The sequence below is a fragment of the Streptomyces sp. NBC_00887 genome (assembly GCF_045207585.1).
In genome coordinates, this window is sequence record NZ_CP108788.1 from 589,121 (window position 1) to 615,938 (window position 26,818).

Sequence of the window (26,818 nt, forward strand, 5' to 3'; positions counted from 1 at the left end):
CGAGGTCCTTCGAGGACGTCGCACCGGGCCACGCGGCGTTTCAGGCCGGTACCGCCAGGTCTGCGCGCAACCGCTCCACCACCGCCGGGGGTACCCGCAGCGCCTTGTGGAGATAGCCGTCGAGTCCGCCCCACTTCTCGTCCATCGCGTCCAGGGCCGCTTCGAGGTAGCGGGGGCGGACTTCGATGATCGCGGACGCGATGTCCGGGTCGCCGCCCGCCTCGAGGAAGCGCTGGACACCGGGCCCGAAAGCGCCCCGGACGGCCTGGTTCACGGCCAGGAACTCCGCCCGGACGACGTCACGCGACGCGCCCGCCATGAGCAGCAGGAGCGCGGCGGCCCAGCCGGTCCGGTCCTTGCCGGTCGCACAGTGGAACAGCACAGGTCGCGCACGCGGGTCCGCGGCTGTCTCCAGGAAGGCGCGGTAGGCGGCCGCGGCACCGGGCGAGAGAACCATCTTCCGGTAGGTCTGGGCGAACAGTTCCTCAGCCTTGCCGTCGCCGAGCGCACTCGCTGCGCCGTCCGGGTCGCAGAGCAGCGCCCTGATCCTGGCCGGTGCCACGCCTGGGTTGTCTCCCAGGACGTCGGCGACGAAGAGCCGCGCGCCGGGCGGCAGGCGGTCGGGCGCCCACTGGCGCTCGTCCGCGGTGCGGAGGTCGACGACGGTACGGATACCGAGTGCGGCCACCGCCATGTCGCTCTCGGCGTCGAAGTCGCTCAGCTGACCCGAACGCAACAGGATTCCCTGGCGCAGGCGGCGGTCGCGTCCCAGGGCGATGCCGCCCAGGTCGCGCAGGTTGACGACGGTGGCGGCAGGGACGGCCCGGGCTGTCTGCACGATGAACTGCCTCATTCCCGACGAACTCCACAGGTCAGAATCAACGTCGCACGTAGCGCGAAAATCGACAAAGGGATAGAGCCGGGTACCGGCGGGGATGTCAGTCGGCGAGGATCCTCGTCTTCTGCGCCGCGAACTCGGCGTCGGTGAGTACGCCCTGCTGCCGCAGCTCGGCGAGCCGCTCGAGCAGGGTGATGACATCGTCCCCGCCGTCCGCGGGCTCCCCCGCGCCCCCCTCCGCGGGGAGGCGCTCATGCGCCACGAGCTGTCCGCCGGCCTCTTGGACCGCACGGGTGAGGGGCACCGCCCAGAGGTCCTCGCGCGCGATCAGCGCGGCCGAGTTGCCCGGTGGCACGTTCCGGCCGAGTGAGTCGATGTCCTTGACGGCAGACAGGCCGGCCACCTCACCGGCGACCGGTTCGAACGACACCAGCCCGTCGGGGTCGACGTCCCGCAGCTCCTTGAACGCGAGCGCGCCGCCCTCGCCGCGGTGGACGAAGGACAGGTCCAGGACCCGCACCGCCTGCGACGCGACCGCGTCGGCCAGAGCCGATGCCATCGGACCGGTGAGGGTGCTGCCGGGAAAGACGACGACGAGGTACTCCACGGGTCCCACGGCCACGACGCGCCCCTTTCCTGCGTTGCTGGAACGTCAGAAGCATAACTTCGGACATTCAGTGACGCACTGTGAAATTTCATGACTGAGGCAACGTATTCGCCGCATTGCCCACCATCGACGAGTACGACGGGACCGAACCCGCTCGTCCCCCGGACGGGGGAAACGCGACGGTCCGTAAAGGATCAGGTGCGTTCCGGAGAGGGCAAGGTCACAGCCGGTGCCACTGCTGCCCGTCAGAGCGCTGACCTAGCATCTGAGCATGACGGTCCTGCCTGCTGACGGGCTCTCTCTGGCCGCCGAGTTCCCTGACCCCTCCCATGATCAGTGGCAGAGCCTTGTCGAAGGCGTACTGCGCAAGTCTGGCAAGGAAGTCACGGGCACGGCCGCCGAGGAAGCGCTGTCCACCGCGCTCGGGGACGGGCTCACCGCCCGCCCCCTGTACACCTCCGACGACGTATCAACCGACTCCGGCTTCCCCGGCTTTGCCCCCTTCACCCGGGGCAGCAAGGCTGCGGGCAGCATTGCGGGCGGCTGGGACGTACGGCAACGCCACGCGCTGACGGACCCCGTACGCCTGAACGAGGCCGTACTCGGCGACCTCGAGAACGGCGTCACCTCGCTGTGGCTGGCCGTGGGCGGGCCCGGCGGGGTTCCGGCCACCGGCCTCGCCCGTGCGCTCGAAGGCGTCTATCTCGACCTGGCGCCCGTATCGCTCGACGCCGGGAGCGACTTCGAGCCTGCGGTACGGGAGTTGCTGGCGCTCTACGAGGCGCGGGGCGTCGCGAAGTCTGCCGCGCGCGGCAGCCTCGGCGCGGACCCGCTCGGCCACGCGGCCCGCACCGGCGGCGAGCCGGACCTGACGGCCGCCGTCCACTGGGCGCGGCTGTGCGGCCGCGAGTACCCCGGGCTGCGCACTCTGGCCGTCGACGCACTGCCGTACCACGAGGCGGGCGGCTCGGCCGCCCAGGAGTTGGGGCTCTCGCTGGCGACGGGCGTCGCCTATCTGCGGGCGCTGACCGAGGCGGGAGCCTCCGTCGAGGAGGCGTGTGCGCAGCTGGAGTTCCGGTACGCGGCGACGGCCGACCAGTTCCTGACGATCGCGAAGCTGCGGGCCGCGCGACGGCTGTGGGCCCGGGTCGCCGAGGTGTGCGGAAGCACCGCGGCAGGTGCGCAGCAGCAGCACGCCGTGACCTCGCCCGTGATGATGACCCGCCGCGATCCGTGGGTGAACATGCTGCGGACGACGCTCGCCTGCCTCGGCGCGGGGGTCGGCGGGGCCGACTCCGTCACCGTCCTGCCGTTCGATCACGCACTGGGTCTGCCGGACGCGTTCGCCCGGCGGATCGCCCGGAACACGTCGACGATCCTCATGGAGGAGTCGCATCTGGCCCGGGTCATCGATCCGGCAGGCGGTTCCTGGTACGTGGAGCGGCTGACCGATGAACTCGCGGCCGCGGCCTGGTCGTTCTTCCAGGAGGTCGAGCGGGCGGGCGGTCAGGCCGCCGCGCTGCGCTCCGGCATGGTCGAGGAGCGGCTCGCCGGCACCTGGGCCGCCCGCAGCAAGGACCTGGCCCGGCGCAAGGAACCGGTGACGGGCGTCAGCGAGTTCCCGACGCTCACCGAGCGGCCCGTGGAGCGCGAGCCCCACCCCGCCCCTGCGTCGGGAGGACTGCCGAAGGTCCGTCGCGACGAGGCCTTCGAGGCTCTGCGGGCCCGGTCGGACCGCCACCTGGCCGCCACCGGAAGCCGCCCGAAGGTGTTCCTCGCCGCCCTGGGCCCGGCCTCGGTGCACACGGCGCGGGCGTCCTTCGCAGCGAACCTCTTCGTCGCGGGCGGCATCGAACCCGTCCACGAACCGGCTTCCGTGGACGCCACGACCGCTGCCGGGGCCTTCGTCGCCAGCGGGGCGACGATCGCCTGCCTGTGCTCCTCCGACGCGCTCTACGCCGAGCAGGCCGACGCCGTCGCCGGGGCCCTCGCCTCGGCCGGAGCGCTGCAGGTCCTCCTCGCGGGCCGGCCCGGCGACTACCCGGCCGTCGACGGCCACGTGTTCGCGGGCTGCGATGTGGTCGCCGTCCTCTCCTCCGTACTCGACTGCATGGGAGTGGCGTGATGCAGACCACCGAGACCTCCGGGATCCCGGATGCGGGAACCCCTGTTCCGGACTTCTCCGATGTCCCCCTGGCCGCCGACGCCCCTGCGGAGGTGTCCGGCGACCGGTGGCGTGCCGCGGTGAAGGAGTCGACCGGTACGTCCGAGGACGAGCTGCTCTGGGAAACACCCGAGGGCATCGCGGTCAAGCCGCTGTACACCGGGCAGGACCTGGAGGGCCTCGACTTCCTTGAGACCTACCCGGGCATCGCCCCGTACCTGCGCGGCCCGTACCCGACGATGTACGTCAACCAGCCCTGGACGATCCGGCAGTACGCCGGGTTCTCCACGGCCGAGGAGTCGAACGCCTTCTACCGGCGCAATCTGGCGGCCGGCCAGAAGGGTCTCTCCGTCGCGTTCGACCTGCCCACGCACCGCGGCTACGACAGCGACCATCCCCGGGTGACCGGTGACGTCGGCATGGCGGGCGTGGCGATCGACTCGATCTACGACATGCGCCAGCTCTTCGACGGCATTCCCCTGGACAAGATGTCGGTGTCGATGACGATGAACGGCGCCGTGCTGCCCGTGCTCGCGTTGTACATCGTGGCCGCGGAGGAACAGGGCGTGCCGCCCGAGAAGCTGGCCGGGACCATCCAGAACGACATCCTCAAGGAGTTCATGGTCCGCAACACCTACATCTATCCGCCCGGTCCGTCGATGCGGATCATCTCCGACATCTTCGCGTTCACCTCGCAGAAGATGCCGCGCTACAACTCCATCTCCATCTCCGGTTACCACATCCAGGAGGCGGGGGCGACGGCCGACCTGGAGCTGGCCTACACCCTGGCCGACGGTGTGGAGTACCTGCGGGCGGGACGCGACGCCGGTCTCGACGTGGACGCGTTCGCGCCGCGGCTGTCGTTCTTCTGGGCGATCGGCATGAACTTCTTCATGGAGATCGCGAAGCTGCGCGCGGCCCGGCTCCTGTGGGCCAAGCTGGTGAAGGAGTTCGAGCCCAAGAACTCCAAGTCGTTGTCGCTGCGCACCCATTCGCAGACATCCGGGTGGTCGCTGACCGCTCAGGACGTCTTCAACAACGTCACGCGGACGTGCGTGGAGGCGATGGCCGCCACCCAGGGCCACACCCAGTCGCTGCACACCAACGCCCTGGACGAGGCGCTCGCCCTGCCGACGGACTTCTCGGCCCGGATCGCGCGCAACACGCAGCTGCTGCTCCAGCAGGAGTCCGGCACCGGGCGGGTCATCGACCCGTGGGGCGGCAGCGCCTACGTGGAGAAGCTGACGTACGACCTGGCGCGGCGGGCCTGGCAGCACATCGAGGAGGTCGAGGCGGCCGGTGGCATGGCGAAGGCCATCGACGCGGGCATCCCGAAGCTCCGGATCGAGGAGGCCGCGGCCCGTACCCAGGCGCGGATCGACGCCGGGCGCCAGCCGGTCATCGGCGTCAACAAGTACCGGGTGGAGACCGACGAGAAGATCGACGTGCTCAAGGTCGACAACTCCTCGGTGCGTACGCAGCAGATCGAGAAGCTCCGGCGGCTGCGCGAGGAGCGGGACGAGGCGGCCTGCCAGGACGCCCTGCGGGCGCTGACGGCGGCGGCCGAACGGGACCCGGGACCGGGCCTGGAGGGCAATCTGCTGGCGCTCGCGGTCGACGCGGCCCGTGCGATGGCCACGGTCGGCGAGATCTCGGACGCTCTGGAGAAGGTGTACGGGAGGCACGCGGGCCAGATCCGTACGATCTCCGGCGTGTACCGCAAAGAGGCAGGAGAGTCCCCGTCCGTGGACCGTACCCGCACGCTGGTCGACGATTTCGAGGAGGCCGAGGGCCGGCGTCCGCGCATCCTGGTCGCGAAGATGGGCCAGGACGGCCACGACCGTGGCCAGAAGGTGATCGCCACCGCCTTCGCCGACCTGGGCTTCGACGTCGACGTCGGCCCGCTGTTCCAGACGCCGGGCGAGGTCGCCCGGCAGGCGGTCGAGGCTGACGTGCACATCGTGGGCGTCTCGTCGCTGGCCGCCGGGCACCTCACGCTCGTACCCGCGCTTCGCGCGGAACTGGCGGCCGAGGGCCGGGAGGACATCATGATCGTGGTGGGCGGGGTGATTCCGCCGCAGGACATCGAGACGCTGCACGAGGCGGGTGCCGCCGCGGTGTTCCCGCCCGGCACCGTGATCCCGGACGCGGCCCACGACCTGGTCACGCGGCTCGGTGCCGCGCTCGGCCACGAGCTGTGAGCCGCTGACGGATGGCTCCGAACATCGACGTCGACGCATACGTCAAGGGCGTGCTCGACGGGAAGCGTGCGTTCGTGGCGCGCGCGATCACTCTCGTCGAGTCGACCCGCCCCGATCACCGGGTACTGGCGCAGCGGTTGCTGGGCGAGCTGCTGCCCTGTTCGGGGCGGGCCAGGCGCATCGGTATCAGCGGGGTTCCCGGCGTGGGGAAGTCCACGTTCATCGATGCGCTCGGCACCCTGTTGACGGGGCTCGGGCACCGGGTCGCCGTACTGGCCGTCGACCCCTCGTCCAGCCGTACGGGCGGTTCCATCCTGGGGGACAAGACCCGGATGGAACGGCTGGCGGTGGACGCCCGGGCGTTCGTGCGCCCCTCCCCCACCGCGGGGACGCTCGGCGGGGTGGCCAAGGCGACCCGTGAGTCCATCGTGGTGATGGAGGCGGCGGGCTACGACGTGGTCCTGGTGGAGACGGTCGGGGTCGGGCAGTCGGAGACCGCGGTCGCCAACATGGTCGACACGTTCCTGCTGCTCACTCTGGCCCGCACCGGCGACCAGCTGCAGGGCATCAAGAAGGGTGTCCTGGAACTGGCCGACGCCATCGCGGTCAACAAGGCCGACGGCCCCCACGAGCGCGACGCCCGCTCGGCGGCACGTGAACTGGCGGGCGCCCTGCGGCTGATGCACCCCGTGGACGCGGCGTGGACTCCCCCGGTCATGACCTGCAGCGCCCGGGAGTCGACCGGTCTGGACGAACTGTGGGAGCGGCTGGAGCAGCACCGAACGCTCCTGGACAGCACGGGGCGGCTCACGGCCAAGCGCCGCGAGCAGCAGGTGGACTGGACATGGACGATGGTCCGCGACGAGCTGCTGGACAGCCTTCGCAGCCATCCGACCGTGCGTGCGCTCACCCCGGAGCTCGAACAGCGGGTACGCGGGGGCGAGTTGACGGCCACTCTGGCCGCCGAACAGATCCTCGGAGCGTTCCGTGGGGATGCGGCGGCTCCGCCGGCCACGGCCGGCGGGAAGAAACCGGAAGACAACTGAGGCCCGTTCGCGCACAGTGGGTGCGGTGACCGATGACACCGCACCCACGACCCGTTCCAGCGAGCTGCTGGGATTCGCGCCCGATGCCCGGGTGCTCATCGTCAACTGCGACGACTTCGGGATGTACCACGCGGTCAACTCCGCCGTGATCGCGTCGATCGAGAACGGCATCGCGGCCTCGTGCAGTCTCATGGTGCCGTGCCCGTGGGCGGTGCACGGCATGCGTCTGCTCCGGGAGCGGCCGGAGATCCCCTTCGGGATCCACCTCACGCTCGTCTGCGACACGACGGACTACCGCTGGGGGCCGCTGAGCGCGAAGGACAGGGTTCCCTCGCTGCTGGACGACGCAGGCGAGCTCTTCACGCCGGCGGGCATCCCCGAGCTGCTCGGCCGGGCCCGCCCGGAAGAGGTCGAGCGCGAGTTCCGTGCACAGATAGACGCCGTCGTGGACGCCGGTCTCGAGCCGACCCATCTCGACTGGCACTGTCTGGCGGACGGCGGGCGCGAGGACATCCTCGACCTGACCGTGGCCCTGGCCGGGGAGTACGGCCTGGCCGTGAGAATCTGGCTCGAGCCCGCCAGGCAGAAGATGCTGCGACAGGGTCGGCCGGTCACTGATCACGCCTTCCTGGACAGCTTCGCGCTGGACCTCGACGGCAAGGCTGCCCGCTTCGCCGAGCTGCTGCGCTCCCTTCCGGCAGGGCTGAGCGAGTGGGCGGTGCATCCCGGGCTGGCCGACGAGGAGTCACGGGCCATCGACGGCGGATGGCAGGTGCGCAGCACGGACCTCGAATTCCTCACATCGCCCGAGGCGCACGAGATCCTTCGGCAGGAGGCCGTCGTGGTGACCGACTACCGCGCGGTCCAGCGGGTCTGGGCCGGCGCCGACGGCGCCAGGTAGCCGGGCGGCCTCCTTCCCTCCCCTCGGCTTGCGTGCTACGGTGCGATCAGCACGTGTGTACGCCACGAATTGGGCGCCGGTGCTGTTTCCTCTCATTTCTGCTGTTGTGCCCGTCCTCCAGGGACCGGCGATCCGGCTTCTCCGCACCACTTCTTCTGTCCGGTCCGGGCTTTTCTGCCCGTCACCCGGGGCGTGATTCCGCCGCCTCCGCTTCGCCGGACACCTCATTCGCCTTGTCCGCGAAAGGACCCACCCATGACCAGCACACTCGAACGCCCCGTCACGCAACAGAATCAGCCCGTCCGCACCGCGGGTGTCCTCGACACCACGAACAACGGACACGGCGTACTGCGCACCGACGGCGGCCATCCCTCCCCCGGTGACATCCAGGTGTCACCCTCACTCATCCGGCAGTACGGCCTGCGCAAGGGCGACGTCGTCTCCGGAACCTGCGAACGACCGCGGGCACTGTCCCGGATCGACTCGGTCAACGGCCGTGCGGCACAGGACCTTCGGGGCCGGCCGCACTTCCGCGACCTCACCCCTCTCCACCCCCGGGAGCGGCTGCGCCTGGAGACACCGCGCGGCGGACCCGCCACGCGCGTCGTCGACCTCGTCTCACCGGTCGGCAAGGGGCAGCGCGGCCTCATCGTCGCGCCCCCGAGGACAGGCAAGACCGTGCTCCTGCAGCAGCTCGCCGCAGCCGTCGCCACCAACCATCCGGAATGCCATCTGATGGTCGTCCTCCTGGACGAACGCCCCGAGGAGGTCACGGACATGCGCCGCTCCGTACGCGGCGAGGTGTACGCCTCCACGTTCGACCGGCCCGCGAAGGAGCACATCGCTCTCGCCGACCTCGCCGTGGAACGGGCCAAGCGGCTCGTCGAGCAGGGCCAGGACGTCGTGATCCTCCTCGACTCCCTGACCCGGCTGTGCCGGGCCCACAACAACGCCGCCGGGGCGGGCGGACGCACCCTCAGCGGTGGTGTCGACGCCTCCGCCCTCATCGGCCCGAAGAAGCTGTTCGGGGCGGCACGCCTGGCCGAGGAGGGCGGTTCGCTGACCATCCTGGCGACCGCACTGGTGGACACCGGATCCCGTGCCGACGACTACTTCTTCGAAGAACTGAAGAGCACCGGCAACATGGAACTGCGTCTGGACCGACGGCTGGCCGACCGGCGGGTCTTCCCCGCCGTCGACATCACGCTGTCCGGCACCCGCCGCGAAGAGCTCCTGGTGCCCGCCGCGGAACTGGCCGCCGTACGGGGACTGCGCCGCGCCCTGCGGTCCAGGGACGGACAGGCCACCCTGGAGGTCCTGCTGGAGAAGGTCCGCGCGACCCCGGACAACGCCACGTTCCTCCGGCAGGTCCAGCACACCGTTCCCGCCGCGTAGCAGCCCCGCTCACGACAGTCCGGTGCGCGCCGGCCCGCATCAGCCCGTGCCGCCCAGCGCCTCGGCGACCAGGGTGCGCGCCTCGTCCTGGACCCTGGCCAGGTGCCCGGCGCCCTGGAAGCTCTCCGCGTACACCTTGTACACGTCCTCCGTTCCGGAGGGACGGGCCGCGAACCAGGCACTGTCCGTGCAGACCTTCAGGCCGCCGATGGCCGCACCGTTGCCCGGCGCCTCGGTGAGTACGGCGGTGATGGGCTCACCCGCCAGGGTGTCCGCCGTGACCTGGTCCGGGGAGAGCCCGGCCAGTACCGCCTTCTCCTCACGCGTCGCCGGAGCGTCGATCCTGGCGTAGGCGGGGTCGCCGAAACGCGCGGTGAGCTCGCCGTAGTGCTGGGAGGGTGTGGAACCCGTGACGGCGGTGATCTCCGAAGCCAGCAGGGCGAGCAGGATGCCGTCCTTGTCGGTGGTCCACACCCGGCCGTCGCGGCGCAGGAAGGACGCTCCGGCGGACTCCTCCCCACCGAAACCCAGGGTGCCGCCGAACAGTCCGTCGACGAACCACTTGAATCCCACCGGCACCTCCACCAACGGGCGCCCGAGGTCTGCCGCGACCCGGTCGATCATGGAGGAGGAGACGAGGGTCTTGCCGATGCCGGTGCCGGCGGGCCAGCCGTCGCGGTGGGAGCAGAGGTAGCGGATGGCCACGGCCAGATAGTGGTTGGGGTTCATCAGCCCGCCGTCGGGGGTGACGATGCCGTGCCGGTCGGCGTCCGCGTCGTTGCCGGTGGAGACGGTGAACGCGTCGCGCTGCTCGATCAGGGACGCCATGGCGTACGGCGAGGAGCAGTCCATCCGGATCTTTCCGTCCCAGTCCAGCGTCATGAAGCGCCAGGTGGGGTCGGCGAGCGGGTTGACCACGGTGAGATCGAGCCGGTGGCGTTCGGCGATCCGGCCCCAGTAGGCGACCGAGGCGCCGCCGAGCGGGTCGGCACCGATCCGGATGCCCGCGTCGCGTACGGCGTCCAGATCCAGGACGGCCGGGAGGTCGTCGACGTACGCGGTGAGGAAGTCGTGCCGCCCCGTGGTGTCGGCGGCGAGTGCCCGGGCGTACGGGATCCGCCGGACCTCCTTCAGCCCGCCCTCGATCAGGGTGTTGGCCCGGTCCTGGATCCAGGAGGTGGCGTCCGAGCCGGCCGGCCCGCCGTGCGGGGGGTTGTACTTGTAGCCGCCGTCGGCCGGCGGGTTGTGCGACGGGGTGACCACGATGCCGTCGGCGAGACCGCTGCCACGGTCCTGGTTGTACGTCAGGATGGCGTGCGACACGGCCGGGGTGGGGGTGTAGCCGTCGTCGCTGTCGATCAGTACGGTGGCCCCGTTGGCGGCCAGCACCTCCAGGGCGGTCACCCGCGCCGGTTCGGACAGCGCATGGGTGTCGGCGCCGAGGAACAGCGGCCCGTCGGTGCCCTGCCGCATCCGGTAGTCGCAGATCGCCTGGGTCGTGGCGGCGATGTGGTCCTCGTTGAAGGCTGCCGCCACGGCCGATCCCCGGTGCCCGGAGGTGCCGAACGCGACACGCTGGCCGGGTTCGGCCGGGTCGGGGTGGACCGTGTAATAGGCGGTCACCAGGCGCGCCACGTCCACCAGGTCTCCGGGCTGCGCCGGCTGACCGGCCCGTTCGTGAACCATCGGTTCTCCTCTGTCGTCGTCGGTGCGTCCACGGACCGGACCACCGTCACGGGGCGGACGATCATCACGAGTTGTACCCGATACTGCGCCTTCGGCCGCACGCACGGGTACCCGCGGCCCGACAGCAGTAGATCCGGAGCACGGTCCCCGCCCGGGGTCGTTCGCGACAATTGGCCGGTTCCCGCACAGGACACGGCGGAACGGGCAGGGCCCGGAGGCCCCTCTCATGGGCGGTACACCGAGGGCCGCAATTCGCTTCGTACGACTCGGCATCCGGTGGCGGCACTTCAGGATCCCGCGGATTCCGGTATCCCGAATTCATCGACGCGTCGACGGCATCCCTGATCGGCCGAACGCAAGAGGAATAGGCACGGCATTGCCATCATGGGGCACAGTCCCGAACTGCAGAAGATGCGGGGCCATGACACGCCGCAGCATTCAGCGATCCGGTGTCAGTACCCCTGGTCGGAGCCAATCCGCATCACCTGATGCGCGAGTCATGCGTGTGTTCCCACAGACTGTCTGCCACAGTGCATTTCGGTCTAACCCACTTATCTCCGCCGCCATATTCCTTTCCGTCGGTCCTTACCCGAACCGGCTCGTCGGGGGCATGTGAGAAGAGAGCCGTGCGTGCTGCAGAAGAGTTGCACTGAGGAAAGACAACTGACGGTCCTTCATTTGGTCCAGCCGGTGGAGGGGGGAGTCGCACGGGTCGTGACCGACCTCGTCGCCGCGCAGGTCCGGGCAGGGCTGCGGCCTGTCGTGGCCTGCCCGCCGGGCGGTTCGCTGACGTCCGGGGCTTCCGTGGCGGGGGCCCGGGTGTGTACCTGGCCGGCCGAGCGTGCCCCGGGGCCGGGGCTGGGCCGGGAGGTCCTCACCGCGAGCCGTCTGATCAGCGCGTACGCACCCGACGTGATCCATGCCCACAGCGCGAAGGCCGGTCTCGCGGGTCGGCTGGCCGTCCGGGGCCGGGTGCCGACGGTGTTCCAGCCCCACGCCTGGTCGTTCGATGCCGTGGAGGGCCGGACCGCCCGGCTGGCCCTGAAGTGGGAGCGGTTCGGGGCACGGTGGAGCGACCGCATCCTCTGCGTCAGCGAATCCGAACGCCGCGCGGGCGAGCGCGCGGGCGTCGCCGCCCACTGGTCCGTGATCCACAACGGCATCGACCTCGGCCACTTCCGGCCGGCCGGCCGGGAGGCCGCGCTGGCGGCCCGCGCCGCCCTGCCGCTCCCGGAGACCGTCCCCGCCGGTGCCCCCCTGGTCGTGTGTGTCGGGCGGCTGAGCCGGCAGAAGGGCCAGGACGTGCTGCTGCGAGCCTGGCGGCGGACGCGGGTACCGGGGGCGCGGCTCGTCCTGGTCGGTGACGGACCGTGCCATGACGAACTGCGGCGCGCCGCACCTCCGGGTGTGCTGTTCGCGGGATCGAGCCGGGACGTGCGGCCGTGGATCCACGCCGCGGACGTCCTGGTCCTGCCGTCGCGGTGGGAAGGGATGGCACTGGCCCCGCTCGAGGCGATGGCGTGCGGCACCCCCGTGCTGATGTCCGATGTCAACGGCGCCCGGGAGAGCCTGCCGCCCGGCCACGAATCCCACTGCCTTGTGCCGCCCGAGGACCCTGCAGCCCTCGCGACGGCCCTGACCGCTCTGCTGACCGACCCGCCGCTGCGGAAGGAGCTGGGCAGCACGGCGCAGAGACATACCCGGTCGGTCTTCGATGTGAGGAAGACCGCCGGAGCGGTTCTGAGCCTTTACCAGGAACTAGTCGGCCTGTCCCACCCCACGACGAGGAAGCGCACCGAGCAATGACGACGGAGAGTGCACCTGTCCCCCGAGCCGCCCAGGCAACAGCCGTACGTCGTACGGCTTCCGCTGCCCGCCCACCGCGCGGCGGTACCGGGCGCGCGCAGTCCCTGCGGGCCGCCCGGAGCCTCAGGAGGTGGGGGTCCCCGTCGGGGCTCGTCGCCGCCGACGGCCTGGCGCTGGCTCTCGCCCTGGCGTTGGTGGCTCCCCTGCCGTGGCCTCCGGGGGTCTTCGTCCTCCAGGCCGCGGCCCAGGTGCTGCTGCACGCCCGTCGGGGCCTGTACCGGATCGGGCTGTCCCCGTCCGTCCTGGCGGAGCTGCCCGCGCTGCTCGGTCTTTCGCTGGTCCAGTGGTGCGTGACGGCCGAGGCACTGACCGCGTACGACCCCCGTTACGGCATCGGCTGGACCGCGCTGGCCTGCGCGGTCGCCGCGCAGACGCTGTTGAGCTGCGGTGCGCGCACTGCGGTCCACCGGACCCGGCTGCGGTCGGCTGCCCGCAGCCCCCAGTCGGCCCTGGTCGTGGGCGACGGTCAGGTCGCCGACCGGGTCACCACTGTCCTGCAGGAGCACCCGGAGTACGGGCTGCGGCCGGTGGGCCGGGTGGGGTCCGACGTTCCGACGGCCGTTGTCCCCGGGGCCGGTGCGACGTCCGGCGGAGCTCTGCTCCCCGTCCTCACGACCGCGCAGGACGTCGGCCGGGCGGTCATCCAGAACTCCGTGCGGCACGCCGTTTTCACGGTGCCGCCCGAGTCGGCACCCGGCGGGGCCGCGTTGTTCGGGCAGTTCGTCCGGCAGGGCTGCCGCGTGTGGTTGATCACCGAGCCGGGGACGATCGCCCCCTGCCGGACCGCGTCCAGACCGGACCATGTGTGGGGGTTCGCGGCCCACGCGCTGGACGACGGCCGGCACCGGCCGGCCGGCCACCGGGTCAAGCGGGTGATGGACGCCGTCCTGGCCATGATCGCCCTGATTGCGGCAGCCCCCCTGCTGGCCGCGTGCGCACTTGCCGTACGCGTCTGCGACGGCCCCGGAGTCGTCTTCAGGCAGGAGCGCATCGGACGGCACGGACGGCCGTTCGTCCTGCTGAAGTTCCGCACCCTGCGCCCGGCCGACGCCCATGAGTCCGCCACCCGGTGGAACGTGTCGGGCGACGAGGGCATGAGCCGCGTCGGCAGGACGCTCCGCCGGACGTCCCTCGACGAACTGCCGCAGCTGTGGAACGTGGTGCGCGGCGACATGAGCCTGGTCGGCCCCCGCCCGGAACGCCCCTACTTCGTGCAGCACTTCAGCCGTATCCACCCCGGCTACCGGGCGCGTCACCGCATGCCCGTCGGCATCACGGGGCTGGCCCAGGTGCACGGTCTGCGCGGCGACACCTCGATCGAGGACCGTGTCCGCTTCGACAACCGGTACATCGGGACCTGGTCGCTCTGGCAGGACGTGTGCGTCCTCGCGCGGACCGCGGGCTCGGTCTTCCGCCTCGGAGGCAGCTGAACCGTGACTCTCACCGTGACCGCCGCGCCGGCGGTACCCGTCGTCCGGTCCGGCCCGGCGCCCCCGGCCGTGCGCCGGTGGACGACCGCATGGCCGCTGCTGCCCCTGATCGCGACGGTACTGCTCCTGGCCGTACCGGCCGACGGCTCGGGGCCCGGGACCGTGTACGGCGTTCCGCCGGCCGACCTCGTCTCGGGCGTCGCGGTGCTCGTCTGTCCGGGGCGCCTGCTGTTCCTGCGGATGCGCCCTCTCACCCCGGCCGCGGCCGTCGTCCTGGGGCTCCCGGCCGTGGGCCTGGCGGTGGCCACGGTCACTGCGGCGGACCCGGCGGCGGCGCTCCCCGGATTCGTCCGGTACCTGCAGATCTTCGTGCTGGTACCGGCCGCCGTCCTCATCCTGGTCCAGGACGCCAGGGCGTTCCGGACCATCACGGGCACGCTGGTGCTCCTCGCGCTCGTCCAGGGCGCGACCGGGGTGTACCAGTACGCCACGGGGTCCGGCGCCTCGTACATGGGTGAGGACATCCGCGCCGTCGGTACGTTCGGGCCCAGCGACGTGATGGGCATGGCCACGGTGGTCGCCTACGGGCTGCTCGCAGCCGCCGCGTACGCGCTGGGCACCCGCGCCGGTGGGCCCCGGTGGCTGCGTCCTGGTGCCTTCTGTGTTGCCGCACTCCTGGTCGTTCCGCTCACCCTGTCGTTCAGCAGGGGGGCCTGGATCGCGACGGTCGCGGGTGCCCTGGCCGTGATCGCGCTGACCGGGCTGCGACAGGCCGTGCGCGCGCTGGCCGTGGTGTGCGCGGCCGGAGTCGTACTCGTCGGCGGTTTCGGCGTCGGGTCCGAGATGATCTCGCAGCGGCTCACCAGCATCACCGAGGTGACGCGCGCCCCCGACCGGTCGGTCAACGACCGGTACACCATGTGGGCGGCCGCCGCCGGCATGTGGCGCGAGCAGCCCGTGACCGGCGTCGGCCTCAAGGGCTTCCCCGCGCACCGCGACGGACACGCCTCGATCGGCCTCTCGTCGGGCAGTGACACCGCGGGCGCCGGGCAGGACTTCCGCAAGCAGCCGCTGCTGTCCCCCCACAACATGTATCTGCTCGTGCTGAGCGAGCAGGGCCTCATCGGCCTCACCGCCCTGGCGGGCACCTGGGTGGTGATCCTGGCCGGCGGGGTGCGCAGGCTGGTCCTCGCCCGGGCCCGGGGAGCAGCGGCCGTCGACTGCGGTCTCGCGGCGGTGGGGCTGATGACCTGGCAGACCGTCGACTTCCTGTACGCGGACATCGGCGGTCCCTCCACCGTCCTCACGGGAATCGTGCTCGGACTGGCCGCGTGGTGGGCGCTGGCCGAGCCGGAGAGGGCGACCGTCGCGTGAGCCGGGTCTCCGCAGCGACGGCCGAGAAGGCGAAGGGCTCGGGGACATCCGCGCCCGGAGCTCCGGCGGGGCCGGGACGGTTCCTCGCCCGGGCGGCCGCCGGTGCCGCCGGGCTGACCGTGATCGCCTCCCTGCTGGGGCTCGTACGGGACCAGGCCATCGCCCGGCTCTTCGGCGCGAGCCATGCCAGCGACGCGTTCCTGATCGCCTGGACCGTGCCCGAGATGGCGGCCACGCTGCTGATCGAGGACGGGATGGCCCTGCTGCTCGTCCCTGCCTTCAGCCATGCGCTGGCCCGGCGTGCCGCCGCCGGATCCGATGCGGACGGACTCGCGGACGATCCCGTGCGGGCGCTCGTCGCGGACACCTTTCCCCGGCTGTTCGCCTCGTTGGCCGGTGCGGGTGCCCTGCTGGTCCTGGGTGCTCCATGGGTCGTCAAGGTTCTGGCGCCCGGTCTGAGCGATCCCGGACTCGCCGTGGAATGCACCCGTCTGACCGCGGTCACGGTGCTCACCTTCGGCGTCACCGGGTACTTCAGCGCGGCCCTGCGGGCGCACGGGCGCTTCCTGGCCCCCGCCGGGGTCTACATCACCTACAACATCGGCATCATCGGTATGACGCTCGCGCTGCACTCCGTCTGGGGCGTGCGCGCCGCGGCGGCGGGGGTGGCCGTCGGCAGTGTGCTGATGATCCTGACCCAGCTGCCCACGTTCGCACGGCTGCTGCGGCGGCGGGTGCCACGCGCCGACGGGCCGCGCCCGGCGCGGGAGGGCCTCTCGCCGCTCCTGGGCGCCACGGTCCTCGCGCCCGTCGTGCTGTTCGTGGTGGGCCGTCAGTCGCAGGTGTTCGTCGAGCGGTTCCTCGCCTCGTCCCTGCCCGACGGGGCCATCTCGCATCTCAACTACGCGCAGAAGGTCGCGCAGCTCCCGATGGTGCTGTCCATGATGATCTGTACGGTGACCTTCCCGGTCGTCGCCCGGGCGATGGCGGCCGGGGACCGGGACGGCGCCCGCCGACGGGTCGAGCGCGATCTCGCACTGGCCGGGACGGTGGTCCTGCTGGGCACGTCGATGGTGCTCGGTTACGCGCACCAGATCGTCGAAGTGCTCTTCCAGCGAGGCGCTTTCGGCGCACAGGACACCGCGGCCACTGCCGGGGTGATGCGGATCTACGCACTCGGGCTGCTCGGCCACACCCTGGTCGGAACGCTGTGCAGGCCGTTCTTCTCCGCCGGAAAGCCCACCTGGTACCCCGTCTGCGCCATGGGCGTCGGGCTGCTGGTCACCACGGGGGCCGGTCTGGCCCTGGCCGGCCCGTTCGGCGTGAACGGCATCGCGGCGGCGAACGCCGTCGGCATCAGCACGGCCGCGCTGCTGCTCCTCCTGGGCCTGGGCTCGCGCGCGGTCGCCATCCGGGTCCGTTCCGTCGCGGTCTCCCTCGGCCGGCCTGCGGTCGCGGCGGCGGTCGCAGGGGCCGCGGGATGGGCTGCAGCCCCCGCGATCGGCCATCCGGCACTCAGCCTGGCGGCCGGCTGTGTCCTCGTCCCGGCGGCCTTCCTCCTCACCGGACTTGTCCTCAGAGCTCCCGAAGTCGTTCATCTGCTGGCTCTCACCCGACAGAGGTTCCTTCATGGCCGCTGACACATCGGCACACGCAGCCGTCCCGTCCGTTCTCCGAGCCCAGCCGTGGATTCTCACCTACCACTCGGTGAGCGATCCCACGGACGATCCGTACGGCATCACCGTCTCCGCCGACCGCCTCGACCAGCAGCTGACCTGGCTGCGCCGTCGCCGCCTCACCGGCGTGGGGGTCGGCGCGCTGCTGCGCGCACACGCCGCCGGCCGGCGCGGGCTGGTCGGGCTGACGTTCGACGACGGGTACGCCGACTTCCTCGACGAAGCGCTCCCGGTCCTGCTCGGGCACGGCTTCACGGCGACGGTGTTCGTCCTGCCCGGCCGGACGGGCGGATCCAACGCGTGGGATCCGCTCGGCCCCCGGAAGCCCCTGCTGTCCGAGGACGGCATCCGTGCCGTCGCGGACGCGGGACTGGAAGTCGGCTCGCACGGCATGCGCCACCTGGATCTGACGGCGCTGACCGACGAGGAACTGCGCCTGGAGACGCACGGCAGCAGGAAGGCGATCCGCGGCATCACCGGGACCGCTCCGGCCGGTTTCTGCTACCCGTACGGCACGGCCGACCGGCGGGTGCTGGCGTCGGTCCGGGACGCGGGGTACGGCTACGGCTGCGCGCTCGGCCCCGGTGCCCTCATCGGACCGCTGGCCCTGCCCCGTACGCACATCAGCCACGCCGACCGGGGCACCCGCCTGCGCGCGAAGGAACTGCGGCACCGGCTGCGCCACCGGCCCGACGCCGCCCCCGCGCCCGTCCCCACCGGAGGGCCCCGATGAAGGCCCTGCACATCATCACGGGCCTCGGGGTCGGCGGCGCGGAGCAGCAGCTGCGTCTGCTGCTCCGTCATCTGCCGGTGCCCTGCGACGTCGTGACGCTCACCAACCCCGGCCCGGTCGCCGAAGGGCTGCGCGCCGACGGAATCCGCGTCGGGCACCTGGGCATGAACGGCAACCGCGACCTCACCGCTGTACCCAGGCTGGCCCGGCTCATCCGCCGCGGCGCGTACGACCTCGTGCACACCCATCTGTACCGGGCCTGCGTCTACGGGCGGATCGCGGCCCGGCTCGCCGGGACCACGCGTGCCACGATCGCCACAGAGCATTCGCTGGGGCATGCGGAGATCGAAGGGCGGCCGCTCACCCGCGGCACCCGGGCCCTGTACCTGCGCACCGAGCGCCTCGGGGCGGCGACGGTCGCCGTCTCCCCCACCATCGCCGGCCGCCTGCTGGACTGGGGTGTGCCGGCCGCCCGGATCCACACCGTGCCCAATGGAATCGACGCGGCCCGGTTCCGCTTCGACAGCGGTCGGCGCCGGGCGACCCGGGCGCTGCTCGGTATCCCGGACGACGCGTTCGTGGTGGGGGGCGTCGGCAGACTCGTACCCGGAAAACGCTTCGACGTACTGATCCGTGCCGTCGCGGCGCTCCCGGGCGCCTGGCTCGTGCTGGCCGGGGACGGCCCCGAAGCCGGTTCGCTGCGCGCCCTGGCCACCCGGCTCCGGATCACCGGGCGGGTCCGCTTCCTGGGCGAGTGCGACGCGGACGGTGGCACGGCGGGCCCCGGGATCCCCGCGGTGCTCTCGGCCGTGGACACCTTCGTCTCGGCGTCCCGCGAGGAGACGTTCGGGCTGGCAGCCGTCGAGGCACTGGCCGCCGGACTTCCCGTCGTGCACAGCGCCTGTCCCGCCATCGAGGACCTCCCGGCCGGCCGGGCACCGGGCGCCACCCGCATCGGCGACGCCGGGTCCCTCTCCACTTCCGCCGACCTCACGCACGAGCTGACGGCCGCGCTGCGCCATCGGATGGAGAGCGGCGGACGACGACTGCCGCCGCCCCCTGCCGTGGACCAGTACGACATCAGGCTCAGCAGCGAGCGCCTCATGGATGTCTACGCGCACGCCCTCGACACCGCCCCTTCGACCTGGAGAGCACACTCATGACCGAGTCGCCCGAGCAGCAGCCGGCCGCCCACGGACGCCGCCCCAAATCCGCCCTACGCCACTGGTGGCCCCTGCCCGCCTGCATCCTGCTCGGAACGGCATCCGGGTTCTCCTACGGGCTGCTCGCCCCGACCGAGTACGCGGCGACCAGTTACGCCGTCGTGGCGGCCGACAAGGGCATCGATCCGTCAGCCGCGCTCGGCTACGCCCAGTCTTACGGCCGCCTGGCCACGAGCGAGGCGACCCTGGTCTATGCCCGCGGCGCCGCGGGCGAGCCGGTACGGGAACTGCGCACCCACGTACGCTCCGAGACCTCCCCCGACTCGCCCATGATCGCGATCACCGGAACGTCGGAGAACCGGCGTCGGGCCGCTGACATCGCCAACGCGGTCACCGAGGCCGTGGTGGTCAGCAGCGGTCATGTCGCCAAGGACACCGGGGTGAAACTCCTCAAGTTCTCGCACGCCGTTCCGTCGGCGGAGCCGGTGTCACCCTCGGTGCCCCTCGGTACGGCTGTGGGTGGGAGTGCGGGCGGGCTGATCGGCGGCCTGATCCTCCTCGTGCGGCCCCGCCAGGGACACCGGGGTGTCCCCGCCCAGGTGCCGGCTCCCGCCCAGGCGGACGGTCCGCTCCCGGCCGACGAACGGGAGCTCGTGCGATGACCGTCGACCTCGACAGGCGACTCACCGTCACCCTCTGCCGTGACCTGGAGGACTTCGCCGGACTCTCCGGGGAATGGGACGCCCTGCACCGCCGGTGCTCGACCTCCACTCCGTTCCAGAGCCACGCCTGGCTGCATTCGTGGTGGCTCTCCTACGGAGCGCCGGGCAGGCTCCGTGTCGTACTGACCCGGCGGAACGGGCGGCTGATCGGTGCCGCTCCCTTGATGCTCGTACACCGCCCGATGCCCCTGCTGGTGCCCATGGGCGGGGCGATCTCCGACTTCTTCGACATCCTCGTGGACGACGAGGAGGCGAAGGACGCGGTCAAGGCCCTGGAGCGCGGGTTCGAACGGGCCGCCGTCCACACAGTGATCGATCTGCGGGAGGTGCGGCCCGACGCCTCGGCCCAGCTGCTGTACGAGAACTGGTCCGGCGCCAGGAGCAGGCTCACGGACTCGACCTGCATGGAACTGCCCGCCGAGCCCATCGGCGCTCTCCTCACACGGATGTCCGGTTCGCGTGCCCAGCGCGTCCGCTCCAAACTGCGCAAGCTGGACGCCCTGAGGATCGAGTGCCGCCCCGCACCGGAGCACCGCGTGGCGGACGCGGTCGACACCCTGGTTCGGCTGCACGAACGCCAGTGGCGCGGCCGTGGGATCAACCCGGAGCACCTGCGGCCGCGCTTCTCCGCGCATCTGGTGCGTGCGACCCGCCGGATGGTCCGCGACGGCGAGGCGTCGCTGACGGAGTTCGTGCTCGACGGCGAAGTGGTGGCCGCCGACCTGTCGCTCAGGTCCGCGCGTCTGGCCGGCGCCTATCTGCACGGAGCCGATCCGGGGCTCCGGGAGAAGAAGGTGGACGTGTCGGTGATGCTGCTGCGCGAGGTGGCCCAGCAGGCGGCGGACACGGGGCGCAGCGTGCTGAGTCTGCTGCGCGGCTCGGAGCAGTACAAGAACAGCTGGGAACCCGTTCCCGTCGTCAACCAGCGCCTGCTGATCGCTCGGTCCGCTCTGGAACCGCTGCTCCGGTTGCGCGAGACGCAGGTGGTGGCGCGGGACCGGGCAGCGGAAGCCGTGAAGAACCGCTTTCCCGCCGCACGTGACTGGCACAGCCGGCTGAGCGCTCTGCCTGCCGGAGGCCTCTCCGTCATCGGCCGGAGATGACCGCGGATTACGACTTTTGATCCGATCCGTTACCGTCTGTCGATTTTCGCGTTGTCAGGGCATGCCGGCGCACCTTCTGCAGCCGGTTTCGAACCTCTCAAGGAGAACAGATGTCGCGCATCTCGAAGGTAGCCGCAGTCATGGCGGGTACCGGTGCCCTGATCGCCGGCGGTGCCGGCCTGGCTACCGCCGACGCCGGAGCCGAGGCCGTTGCCGCCCACTCCCCGGGTGTGGGTTCGGGCAACGCCATTCAGGTGCCCGTGCACGTCCCGGTCAACGTCTGCGGCAACACGGTGAACGTCATCGCGCTGCTCAACCCGGCCTTCGGCAACACCTGCGCGAACGTGTCGGACAGCCACAAGGACAAGGGTGACTACGGCTACGGCCACTGATCTCCACGCCGCACGCCACCGGGCCGCTCCTCCCCACCGGGAGGGGCGGCCCGGCCGTTTCCCGGGCGGCACCCGGATCCTGCCGCCTCAGACGTAGCGGTACAGGAGGGTGTGATCCAGGAGCTTCGCGGGCGCCACGTCCCACGGGGGCATCGGCTCGTCGAGGGCGAAGATCCGGCCGCGCTGCGGATCGTCGGCCGGGAGTGCGTGGCCCGGCAGATAGCGGGAGCGCGGGTGCGCCTTCTGCCAGCGTGTCCAGAGCAGATCCATGTAGGCGTGGTGCAGCCAGAAGACCGGGTCGTCGGGCGACGCGGCACCCCCCATGGAGCCACCGATCCAGCGGTGCACCTGGTTGTGGTTGGCCACCCCTCGTCCGCCTCTGACCCCCCAGCCCTCGATCCTGTTCCGAAAGCCGGTGGTGCTGACGCTGTTCCATGGCGCGGCGTCGTAGACCGGGTCGCTCAGCGCCCGGTCCACATCGGCCTTGCTGGGCAGGGTGACGGGCGCGGAGGGGCCGCCGAGGTTCCGGCGCAGGAAGGGGTCGTCGGTGACTCCCGCGCTGATACGCCAGTTTCCCTCCCGGTACGCGAACGGCCCTGTCATGACCTGCCGGTCGCCTGACCTGCCGTTGCCGCCGAGGAAGTCCTCCGCCCAGAGGGAGGACGCCGGCGTGTTGTCCCGCGTCCAGTCCCAGTAGGGGATCGATACCCCCGGGTCGACGGCTTGCAGGGCCTTCTCGAACTCCAGCAGGTACCTGCGGTGCCACGGGAAGAAGGACGGGGTCATATGAGCGGGCCGTAGCCCGCTCTCGGCGTCGGTGACGTAGAACTCCCGGTGCAGGTCGACGAACTCGTCGTACCGTCCCGAGCGCTTGAGCTCCAGGATCGCACCGACCAGGCGCTTCTTCTCCGTGCGTGTGAGGTTGCGCTGATTCTTGCGGCTGTACACCCGTGCTCGTCCTTCGTGGTTCAGATGGTGTGCGGGGAGGCCTTGGCCAGTTGGGCGGTGCCGATCTCGTCGACAGCCGCGCGGGCCGTCTCGAGCAGCGTCGGGAACGATTCGTAGTGGTTGACCGTGCTGAGGTAGCTCCCGTCGGAGCGCCTCATCACATGCAGCGTTCTGCCGTCGATGCTCACCTGCGTGCCGGCGATCGCGGACAGGGCTCCGGTCCGGCCGGTGGCCGCTGCACCGCCGGCAGGCACCATGACCGCTGCCGTCCCGCGGATGTCACGGCCCCGGTACATCTCGGCGAACCGCTCGGGCCCGGAAGGGCGCCCCTGCCCGCCGATGGCGGTTCCCGTGGCGGGGGTCCGATCCTGCGCGGTGCCGGCCCGGTTCTCCCGGCCCGCCACGAGAATCGGAGCGAGCGCGCCGCCCGTCCCGGCGACCACGCTCGCCGTGAAGGCGGCGCGCAGCACGACGCGGCGGCCCGGGCCCTTCCTGCCGGCCTGTGCGCCGCTCGCGCCGGTGGTCGGATCCATAGTCTGTTTCCTGCCTCTCATCCACGCTTCCGAGGTGTCTTCTCTCTCGAAGTTGACAACGAGGCGGCGCGTGAACGGTTCTCGTCGTGCGCGAATCACGCGACCGTGGGAATTTTCCGGGTCCGTACGGCCGTGTCGCCCGGGCGGCAGCGCGCGGCGGGTCAGCATGGCCGTTCGATCTCACGGAGGTTGCATGGACGCGCCGACGCAGGTACCCACGAGCCGCGTGCGCAGGACGGCGGACGTCGATCTGGCCGACCCGTCGTTCTGGCGGTTGCCCCGGCCCGAGCGGCTGTCCGCGTTCGCGCTGCTGCGGGAGCTCGACGCACCGGTCCTGTTCACCCCTCGCACGGGCTCGCACGCGCCTTTCCACGCGCTGGTGAGGCACGCCGATGTGAAGGCGGCGAGCCGGCAGCCGCACCTCTTCGCGAGCGCGCCCGGTGTCACCACGCCGGAACCGGCCCGCTGGGCCAAAGCGGTGTTCGGTAATTCCATGGTCAACATGGACGGCGCCGAGCACGCGGGTCTGCGCAGGACCATCTCCCGTGCGTTCGCCCCGCGGCTTCTCGCGGCCGCCGAGGAGAACATCCACGACGTCGCGCGGCGGCTGGTGGACGAGATGATCGCCGACGGCCCCGGCGACTTCATGCCTTCGGCTCCCTCCCGCATGCCGTTCGAGGTCATCTGCGACCTGATGGGAATCCCCGGCCGCCATCGCCCCGGGATCGCCGCCCAGATCGATCAGGCGTCGGAATACGTGGGCGTGAAGCGCCGGGGCCGCGCCCGGCTGCGGGTGCCCGGCCGTGGTCTGCGGTCCCTGGGCCGTATGCAGATGGTGATGGCCGAACTCGCGCATGAACGTCGTCGCCGGCCCGCCGACGACGTGATCTCGGCTCTGGTGCGCGCGGACGTCGACGGACAGGCACTGTCCTCGCGTCAGCTCGGCGCCTTCTTCTCCCTCTTGCTGGTGGCGGGGGTGGAGACCACACGCAACGCGATCGCCCACGGCCTGCTCCTGCTGACCGCGCACCCGGAGCAGCGCGCCCTCCTCGAGTCCGACTTCGACCGGTACGCCGACGGCGCGGTGGACGAGATCGTCCGGCACTCGACGCCGATCATCCAGTTCCGCCGGACGGTCGCGGCCGAGGCCACACTCGGCGGGCGCACCTTTCTTACCGGCGAGAAGGTCATGCTTCTCTACGCTTCGGCGAACCGGGACGCCTCGGTATTCACCGACCCCGACGCCTTCGACATCACCCGCTCTCCCAATCCGCATCTGGGCTACGGCGGGGGCGGGCCCCATCACTGTCTGGGAGCACATTTGGCGCGGCTGGAAATGAAAGCGCTCTTCCGTGAACTGCTCACGCGGCTCGCGAACGTGCGGGCGGTGGGCGAACCGGTGCTGGTCGATTCAAATTTCGACAACCGCGTCCGCTCACTTCCCTTCACCTTCGATAATTGTCACCCGAATGGTCCGGCCTGATTCTCCGGATGTCACAAATGGCCTACTCAAAAGCTCCCACGCAGCCCATTGTCGGGCGTTTCTCCCTAGGGTCGAGATCGTCGCAGGTATGCCGAAAACCCAAGGAGGAGCCGTGCCCGCACAGCGCCGTCTCATCAATTTCTGCATCGGGACGGCTGTGCTCGGCCTCCTCGTCGGTGGCGCGGTCGTCACGGAGCGGACCGAGTCGGACTCCAAGGCCGCGAAGGGCGCCTCACCTGCTCCCGCCGCGTCTGCCGACACCACCGCGATCGGCGCCTACCTGAACTACGGACCGGACGGCATCCGGCGGATGGCGGAGCTGTCGCGCTGGCTCGGCGGGACCGATCTGCGTGTCGGGCACAGCTACCTGCCGGGCGACCGGTGGGAGAACATCGAGGGCCGCCCCGGATTCCTCGCGGCGTGGGGCGCCTGGCGGCGTGCGTCCGAGGACCGGATGTTCGTGCTCAACACACCGATGCTGGAACGGAACGAGGCGCGCGTCCCGGACTCGGAGGTACGCAGGCTCCTGCGGGCGGGTGCCCGGGGAGAGTTCGACGAGCACTTCCGCAGACTGGCCGACCGGCTCGTCCTGCTGGGCATCCCCGACACGGTCATCGTCCTCGGCTGGGAGATGAACGGCACCACGTACACGCACCGCTGCGGTCCGGATCCCGTCGCGTGGAAGGCGTACTGGAGTCGCATCGTGACCACGATGCGTTCGGTCCCGGGCCAGAAGTTCCGCTTCGACTTCGCACCGAGCCGTGGGCGCGACGCCGTCCCCTGGACCGAGTGCTATCCCGGCGACGACGTCGTCGACATCATCGGCATGGACACCTACGACCAGCCTCCGGCCCGGACGTTCGACGAGCAGGTCAACGAACCGTACGGGCTGCAGAAGCAGGTCGACTTCGCGGCGGAGCGCGGCAAGCCCATCTCCTTCCCGGAGTGGGGCCTGTTCCGCAACGGCGACAACCCGGAGTACATGCGTCGCATGCTGAAGTGGTTCGAGCAGCACAAGCCGGTGTACCAGACGATCACGGACTACTGCCCGCACGGTGTGTGGCAGTGCGCCGCGAACCCCGAGTCGTCCCGGGTGTACCGCGAGATGCTGAACCAGGAGCCGGGGACCGCCGATCCCACCTCGCCCGTACCCATGCCGAGCGGGACGCCCAAGCCCGACAAGCCCACACCGATCGTGCCCGCACCGGACACCAACGGCTCCGATTGGTGCATCAGCGTCCCGCTGAGCGACTGGTTCAGCCAGTGGATGACGGACCGGAAGTTCTGTCTGGGCGACTGAATGTCGCCGCGAAGTCCGAGGCGAGGCCCGGCGGTCACGAATCTGTGGCCGCCGGGCCGACCCGGGCACGTTCCGGGTCGGATCCGTGAACGACTGCGGGAAATGACCCGCCCCGGAATCCGTGTCGCCGCTCGCCTGCAGGTTCGTACCGATCCCACTGCAGCAGCCGCTGGCGGACGGGCAGGTCGCGTGGCCGGGACGGCTCCGAGGCAGGGGGCGTACACCGCCGGGCGCCGGGCCGATCGCAGTCAGCCGTCCTGTGCGCGGAGGAACGCCAGTACTGCGGCGGTGAATTCCTGCGGGTTCTCCTCGGGGATCCAGTGCGCGGTACCCGGCACGATGAAGCCCGTCACCCGGTGGGCCACTTCCCGCATCATCTCCTCGACGAGCGCCCCCGAGGTACTCATCGCCCCGCCGACGGCCAGCACCGGTACGGTCAGTTTGCCGTCGCGCCCGAGTGCTGCACGGTTCTCCTCGGCATCCGCGTCGAACGCTCGGTACAGCTCGAATCCCGCACGCATCGCTCCGGGCGCGGAGTAGGCCGAGACGTAGACGTCGAAGTCGGTTTCGTCGATGGCTGAGGGATCGGAGTTGCGTACGGCGAAGAATGCCTGGAGGTACTGCCGTTCACGTCCGGCCACCAGCATCTCCGCGATGTCACGCGCCCCGTGGAACGCGAAGTGCCACACCCGTGAGTCGGTGCGCAGCCGGTCGAACACTTCGGTACCGGGAAGCGGTGCGTCCACTGCCACGAGATGGGACACGTCGTGGCGGAACTGCTGTGCGTACGCGTAGGCGACCATGAGGCCGATGTCGTGGCCGACGAGTACGACGGGCTCGTGGATTCCGAGGTGCTCGTGCAGCAGTTGGTGGATGTCGCGCGCCACGGTCCACTTGTCGTAGCCGGAGGCAGGGCGCGACGAGTGCCCGGCACCCCGGTAGTCGGGAGCGATCACGCGGTAGCCCGCCGCGACGAGCGGTCCCATCACCCGACGCCACTCCCACCAGGTCTGGGGAAATCCGTGGACCAGCACGATCGTGCGGACACCCTCGCCGGCCGACACGTAGTGCAGCCGGAGGCCCGGGGACAGATCCGCCATTCCGTGCGTGATGTCGAACGGTTCGTGTGGATCCTGGCCGAAGGGCATGGTGAAGGCTCCTGTCGTGTCGGGCGCCTCGGCGAGGGCCGCCGCTGCTTTCCACTGCTCACCCTGCATCCAGCAACTCGACAGGACAAGTGAAATGATCTATAGCGAC

At 71.0% G+C, this 26,818-nt stretch carries 22 protein-coding genes; 16 read left to right on the forward strand and 6 right to left on the reverse strand.

Annotated features, from left to right (window positions below; translation table 11 throughout):
• Positions 1-40: 40 nt before the first annotated feature.
• Positions 41-838 (reverse strand): tyrosine-protein phosphatase, encoded by a 798-nt coding sequence (locus OG844_RS02825; RefSeq protein ID WP_406395974.1) that lies wholly within the window; start codon positions 836-838, stop codon positions 41-43.
• A 100-nt stretch (positions 839-938) separates the two neighbouring features.
• Positions 939-1,460, reverse strand: coding sequence for a DUF6325 family protein (locus tag OG844_RS02830; protein ID WP_406387876.1), 522 nt, complete (start codon positions 1,458-1,460; stop codon positions 939-941).
• A gap of 256 nt (positions 1,461-1,716) precedes the next feature.
• On the opposite strand from OG844_RS02830, the gene OG844_RS02835 reads away from it, so the two are divergent.
• The 5 genes from OG844_RS02835 (at position 1,717) to rho (ending at position 9,152) form a co-directional block, all read left to right on the forward strand.
• Complete coding sequence (locus tag OG844_RS02835; protein ID WP_406387877.1) at positions 1,717-3,570, forward strand: methylmalonyl-CoA mutase family protein; 1,854 nt, start codon at positions 1,717-1,719, stop codon at positions 3,568-3,570.
• Positions 3,570-5,810: a methylmalonyl-CoA mutase gene (scpA, locus tag OG844_RS02840; RefSeq protein ID WP_406387879.1), complete on the forward strand. Its 2,241-nt coding sequence runs from the start codon at positions 3,570-3,572 to the stop codon at positions 5,808-5,810. The genes OG844_RS02835 and scpA overlap by 1 nt, the downstream gene beginning before the upstream one ends.
• A gap of 11 nt (positions 5,811-5,821) precedes the next feature.
• A complete protein-coding gene (gene meaB, locus OG844_RS02845) occupies positions 5,822-6,856 on the forward strand; it encodes a methylmalonyl Co-A mutase-associated GTPase MeaB (RefSeq protein WP_406387880.1) in 1,035 nt (344 codons plus the stop codon).
• 25 nt (positions 6,857-6,881) lie between these two features.
• Entirely contained in the window at positions 6,882-7,757 is an 876-nt protein-coding gene (locus tag OG844_RS02850; protein ID WP_406387881.1) for a polysaccharide deacetylase family protein, read from the forward strand.
• Positions 7,758-8,012: 255 nt separating this feature from the next.
• A complete protein-coding gene (gene rho, locus OG844_RS02855) occupies positions 8,013-9,152 on the forward strand; it encodes a transcription termination factor Rho (RefSeq protein WP_406387883.1) in 1,140 nt (379 codons plus the stop codon).
• A gap of 39 nt (positions 9,153-9,191) precedes the next feature.
• Here rho and pgm read toward each other — a convergent pair whose 3' ends face one another.
• Positions 9,192-10,838, reverse strand: coding sequence for a phosphoglucomutase (alpha-D-glucose-1,6-bisphosphate-dependent) (gene pgm / locus OG844_RS02860; protein WP_406387884.1), 1,647 nt, complete (start codon positions 10,836-10,838; stop codon positions 9,192-9,194).
• A gap of 630 nt (positions 10,839-11,468) precedes the next feature.
• On the opposite strand from pgm, the gene OG844_RS02865 reads away from it, so the two are divergent.
• From OG844_RS02865 to OG844_RS02905, 9 genes are all read left to right on the forward strand, one after another.
• Complete coding sequence (locus tag OG844_RS02865; RefSeq protein ID WP_406387885.1) at positions 11,469-12,644, forward strand: glycosyltransferase; 1,176 nt, start codon at positions 11,469-11,471, stop codon at positions 12,642-12,644.
• Entirely contained in the window at positions 12,641-14,134 is a 1,494-nt protein-coding gene (locus OG844_RS02870) for an exopolysaccharide biosynthesis polyprenyl glycosylphosphotransferase (protein ID WP_406387886.1), read from the forward strand. Before OG844_RS02865 ends, OG844_RS02870 begins: the two co-directional genes overlap by 4 nt.
• A 3-nt stretch (positions 14,135-14,137) precedes the next feature.
• Positions 14,138-15,508, forward strand: coding sequence for an O-antigen ligase family protein (locus OG844_RS02875; protein ID WP_406387887.1), 1,371 nt, complete (start codon positions 14,138-14,140; stop codon positions 15,506-15,508).
• Positions 15,505-17,148: a lipid II flippase MurJ gene (locus OG844_RS02880; RefSeq protein WP_406387888.1), complete on the forward strand. Its 1,644-nt coding sequence runs from the start codon at positions 15,505-15,507 to the stop codon at positions 17,146-17,148. Before OG844_RS02875 ends, OG844_RS02880 begins: the two co-directional genes overlap by 4 nt.
• Positions 17,138-17,917 carry a polysaccharide deacetylase family protein gene (locus OG844_RS02885; RefSeq protein ID WP_406387889.1) on the forward strand — a complete coding sequence of 260 codons (780 nt, stop codon included), beginning with the start codon at positions 17,138-17,140 and terminating at the stop codon, positions 17,915-17,917. Before OG844_RS02880 ends, OG844_RS02885 begins: the two co-directional genes overlap by 11 nt.
• Entirely contained in the window at positions 17,914-19,080 is a 1,167-nt protein-coding gene (locus tag OG844_RS02890) for a glycosyltransferase (protein ID WP_406387890.1), read from the forward strand. The genes OG844_RS02885 and OG844_RS02890 overlap by 4 nt, the downstream gene beginning before the upstream one ends.
• Positions 19,077-19,742 (forward strand): lipopolysaccharide biosynthesis protein, encoded by a 666-nt coding sequence (locus OG844_RS02895; protein WP_406387891.1) that lies wholly within the window; start codon positions 19,077-19,079, stop codon positions 19,740-19,742. The genes OG844_RS02890 and OG844_RS02895 overlap by 4 nt, the downstream gene beginning before the upstream one ends.
• Entirely contained in the window at positions 19,739-20,905 is a 1,167-nt protein-coding gene (locus OG844_RS02900; protein WP_406387893.1) for a GNAT family N-acetyltransferase, read from the forward strand. Before OG844_RS02895 ends, OG844_RS02900 begins: the two co-directional genes overlap by 4 nt.
• 110 nt (positions 20,906-21,015) lie before the next feature.
• Positions 21,016-21,297, forward strand: coding sequence for a chaplin (locus OG844_RS02905; RefSeq protein WP_406387895.1), 282 nt, complete (start codon positions 21,016-21,018; stop codon positions 21,295-21,297).
• Positions 21,298-21,384: 87 nt separating this feature from the next.
• Here the strand turns inward: OG844_RS02905 and OG844_RS02910 are convergent, their stop codons facing one another.
• Both OG844_RS02910 and OG844_RS02915 read right to left on the reverse strand, forming a co-directional pair.
• Positions 21,385-22,245: a tyrosinase family protein gene (locus OG844_RS02910; RefSeq protein WP_406387897.1), complete on the reverse strand. Its 861-nt coding sequence runs from the start codon at positions 22,243-22,245 to the stop codon at positions 21,385-21,387.
• Between the two features lie 20 nt (positions 22,246-22,265).
• Entirely contained in the window at positions 22,266-22,778 is a 513-nt protein-coding gene (locus OG844_RS02915) for a tyrosinase family oxidase copper chaperone (protein ID WP_406387898.1), read from the reverse strand.
• Positions 22,779-22,971: 193 nt separating this feature from the next.
• On the opposite strand from OG844_RS02915, the gene OG844_RS02920 reads away from it, so the two are divergent.
• Positions 22,972-24,261: a cytochrome P450 gene (locus tag OG844_RS02920; protein ID WP_406387899.1), complete on the forward strand. Its 1,290-nt coding sequence runs from the start codon at positions 22,972-22,974 to the stop codon at positions 24,259-24,261.
• A 112-nt stretch (positions 24,262-24,373) separates the two neighbouring features.
• On the forward strand, positions 24,374-25,561 hold the full coding sequence (locus OG844_RS02925) for a glycoside hydrolase family 26 protein (RefSeq protein ID WP_406387900.1): 1,188 nt from the start codon (positions 24,374-24,376) through the stop codon (positions 25,559-25,561).
• Positions 25,562-25,809: 248 nt separating this feature from the next.
• Here OG844_RS02925 and OG844_RS02930 read toward each other — a convergent pair whose 3' ends face one another.
• The gene (locus OG844_RS02930; RefSeq protein ID WP_406387902.1) at positions 25,810-26,778 is read right to left on the reverse strand and encodes an alpha/beta fold hydrolase; all 969 of its coding nucleotides are present in this window, start codon (positions 26,776-26,778) and stop codon (positions 25,810-25,812) included.
• Positions 26,779-26,818: the final 40 nt, after the last annotated feature.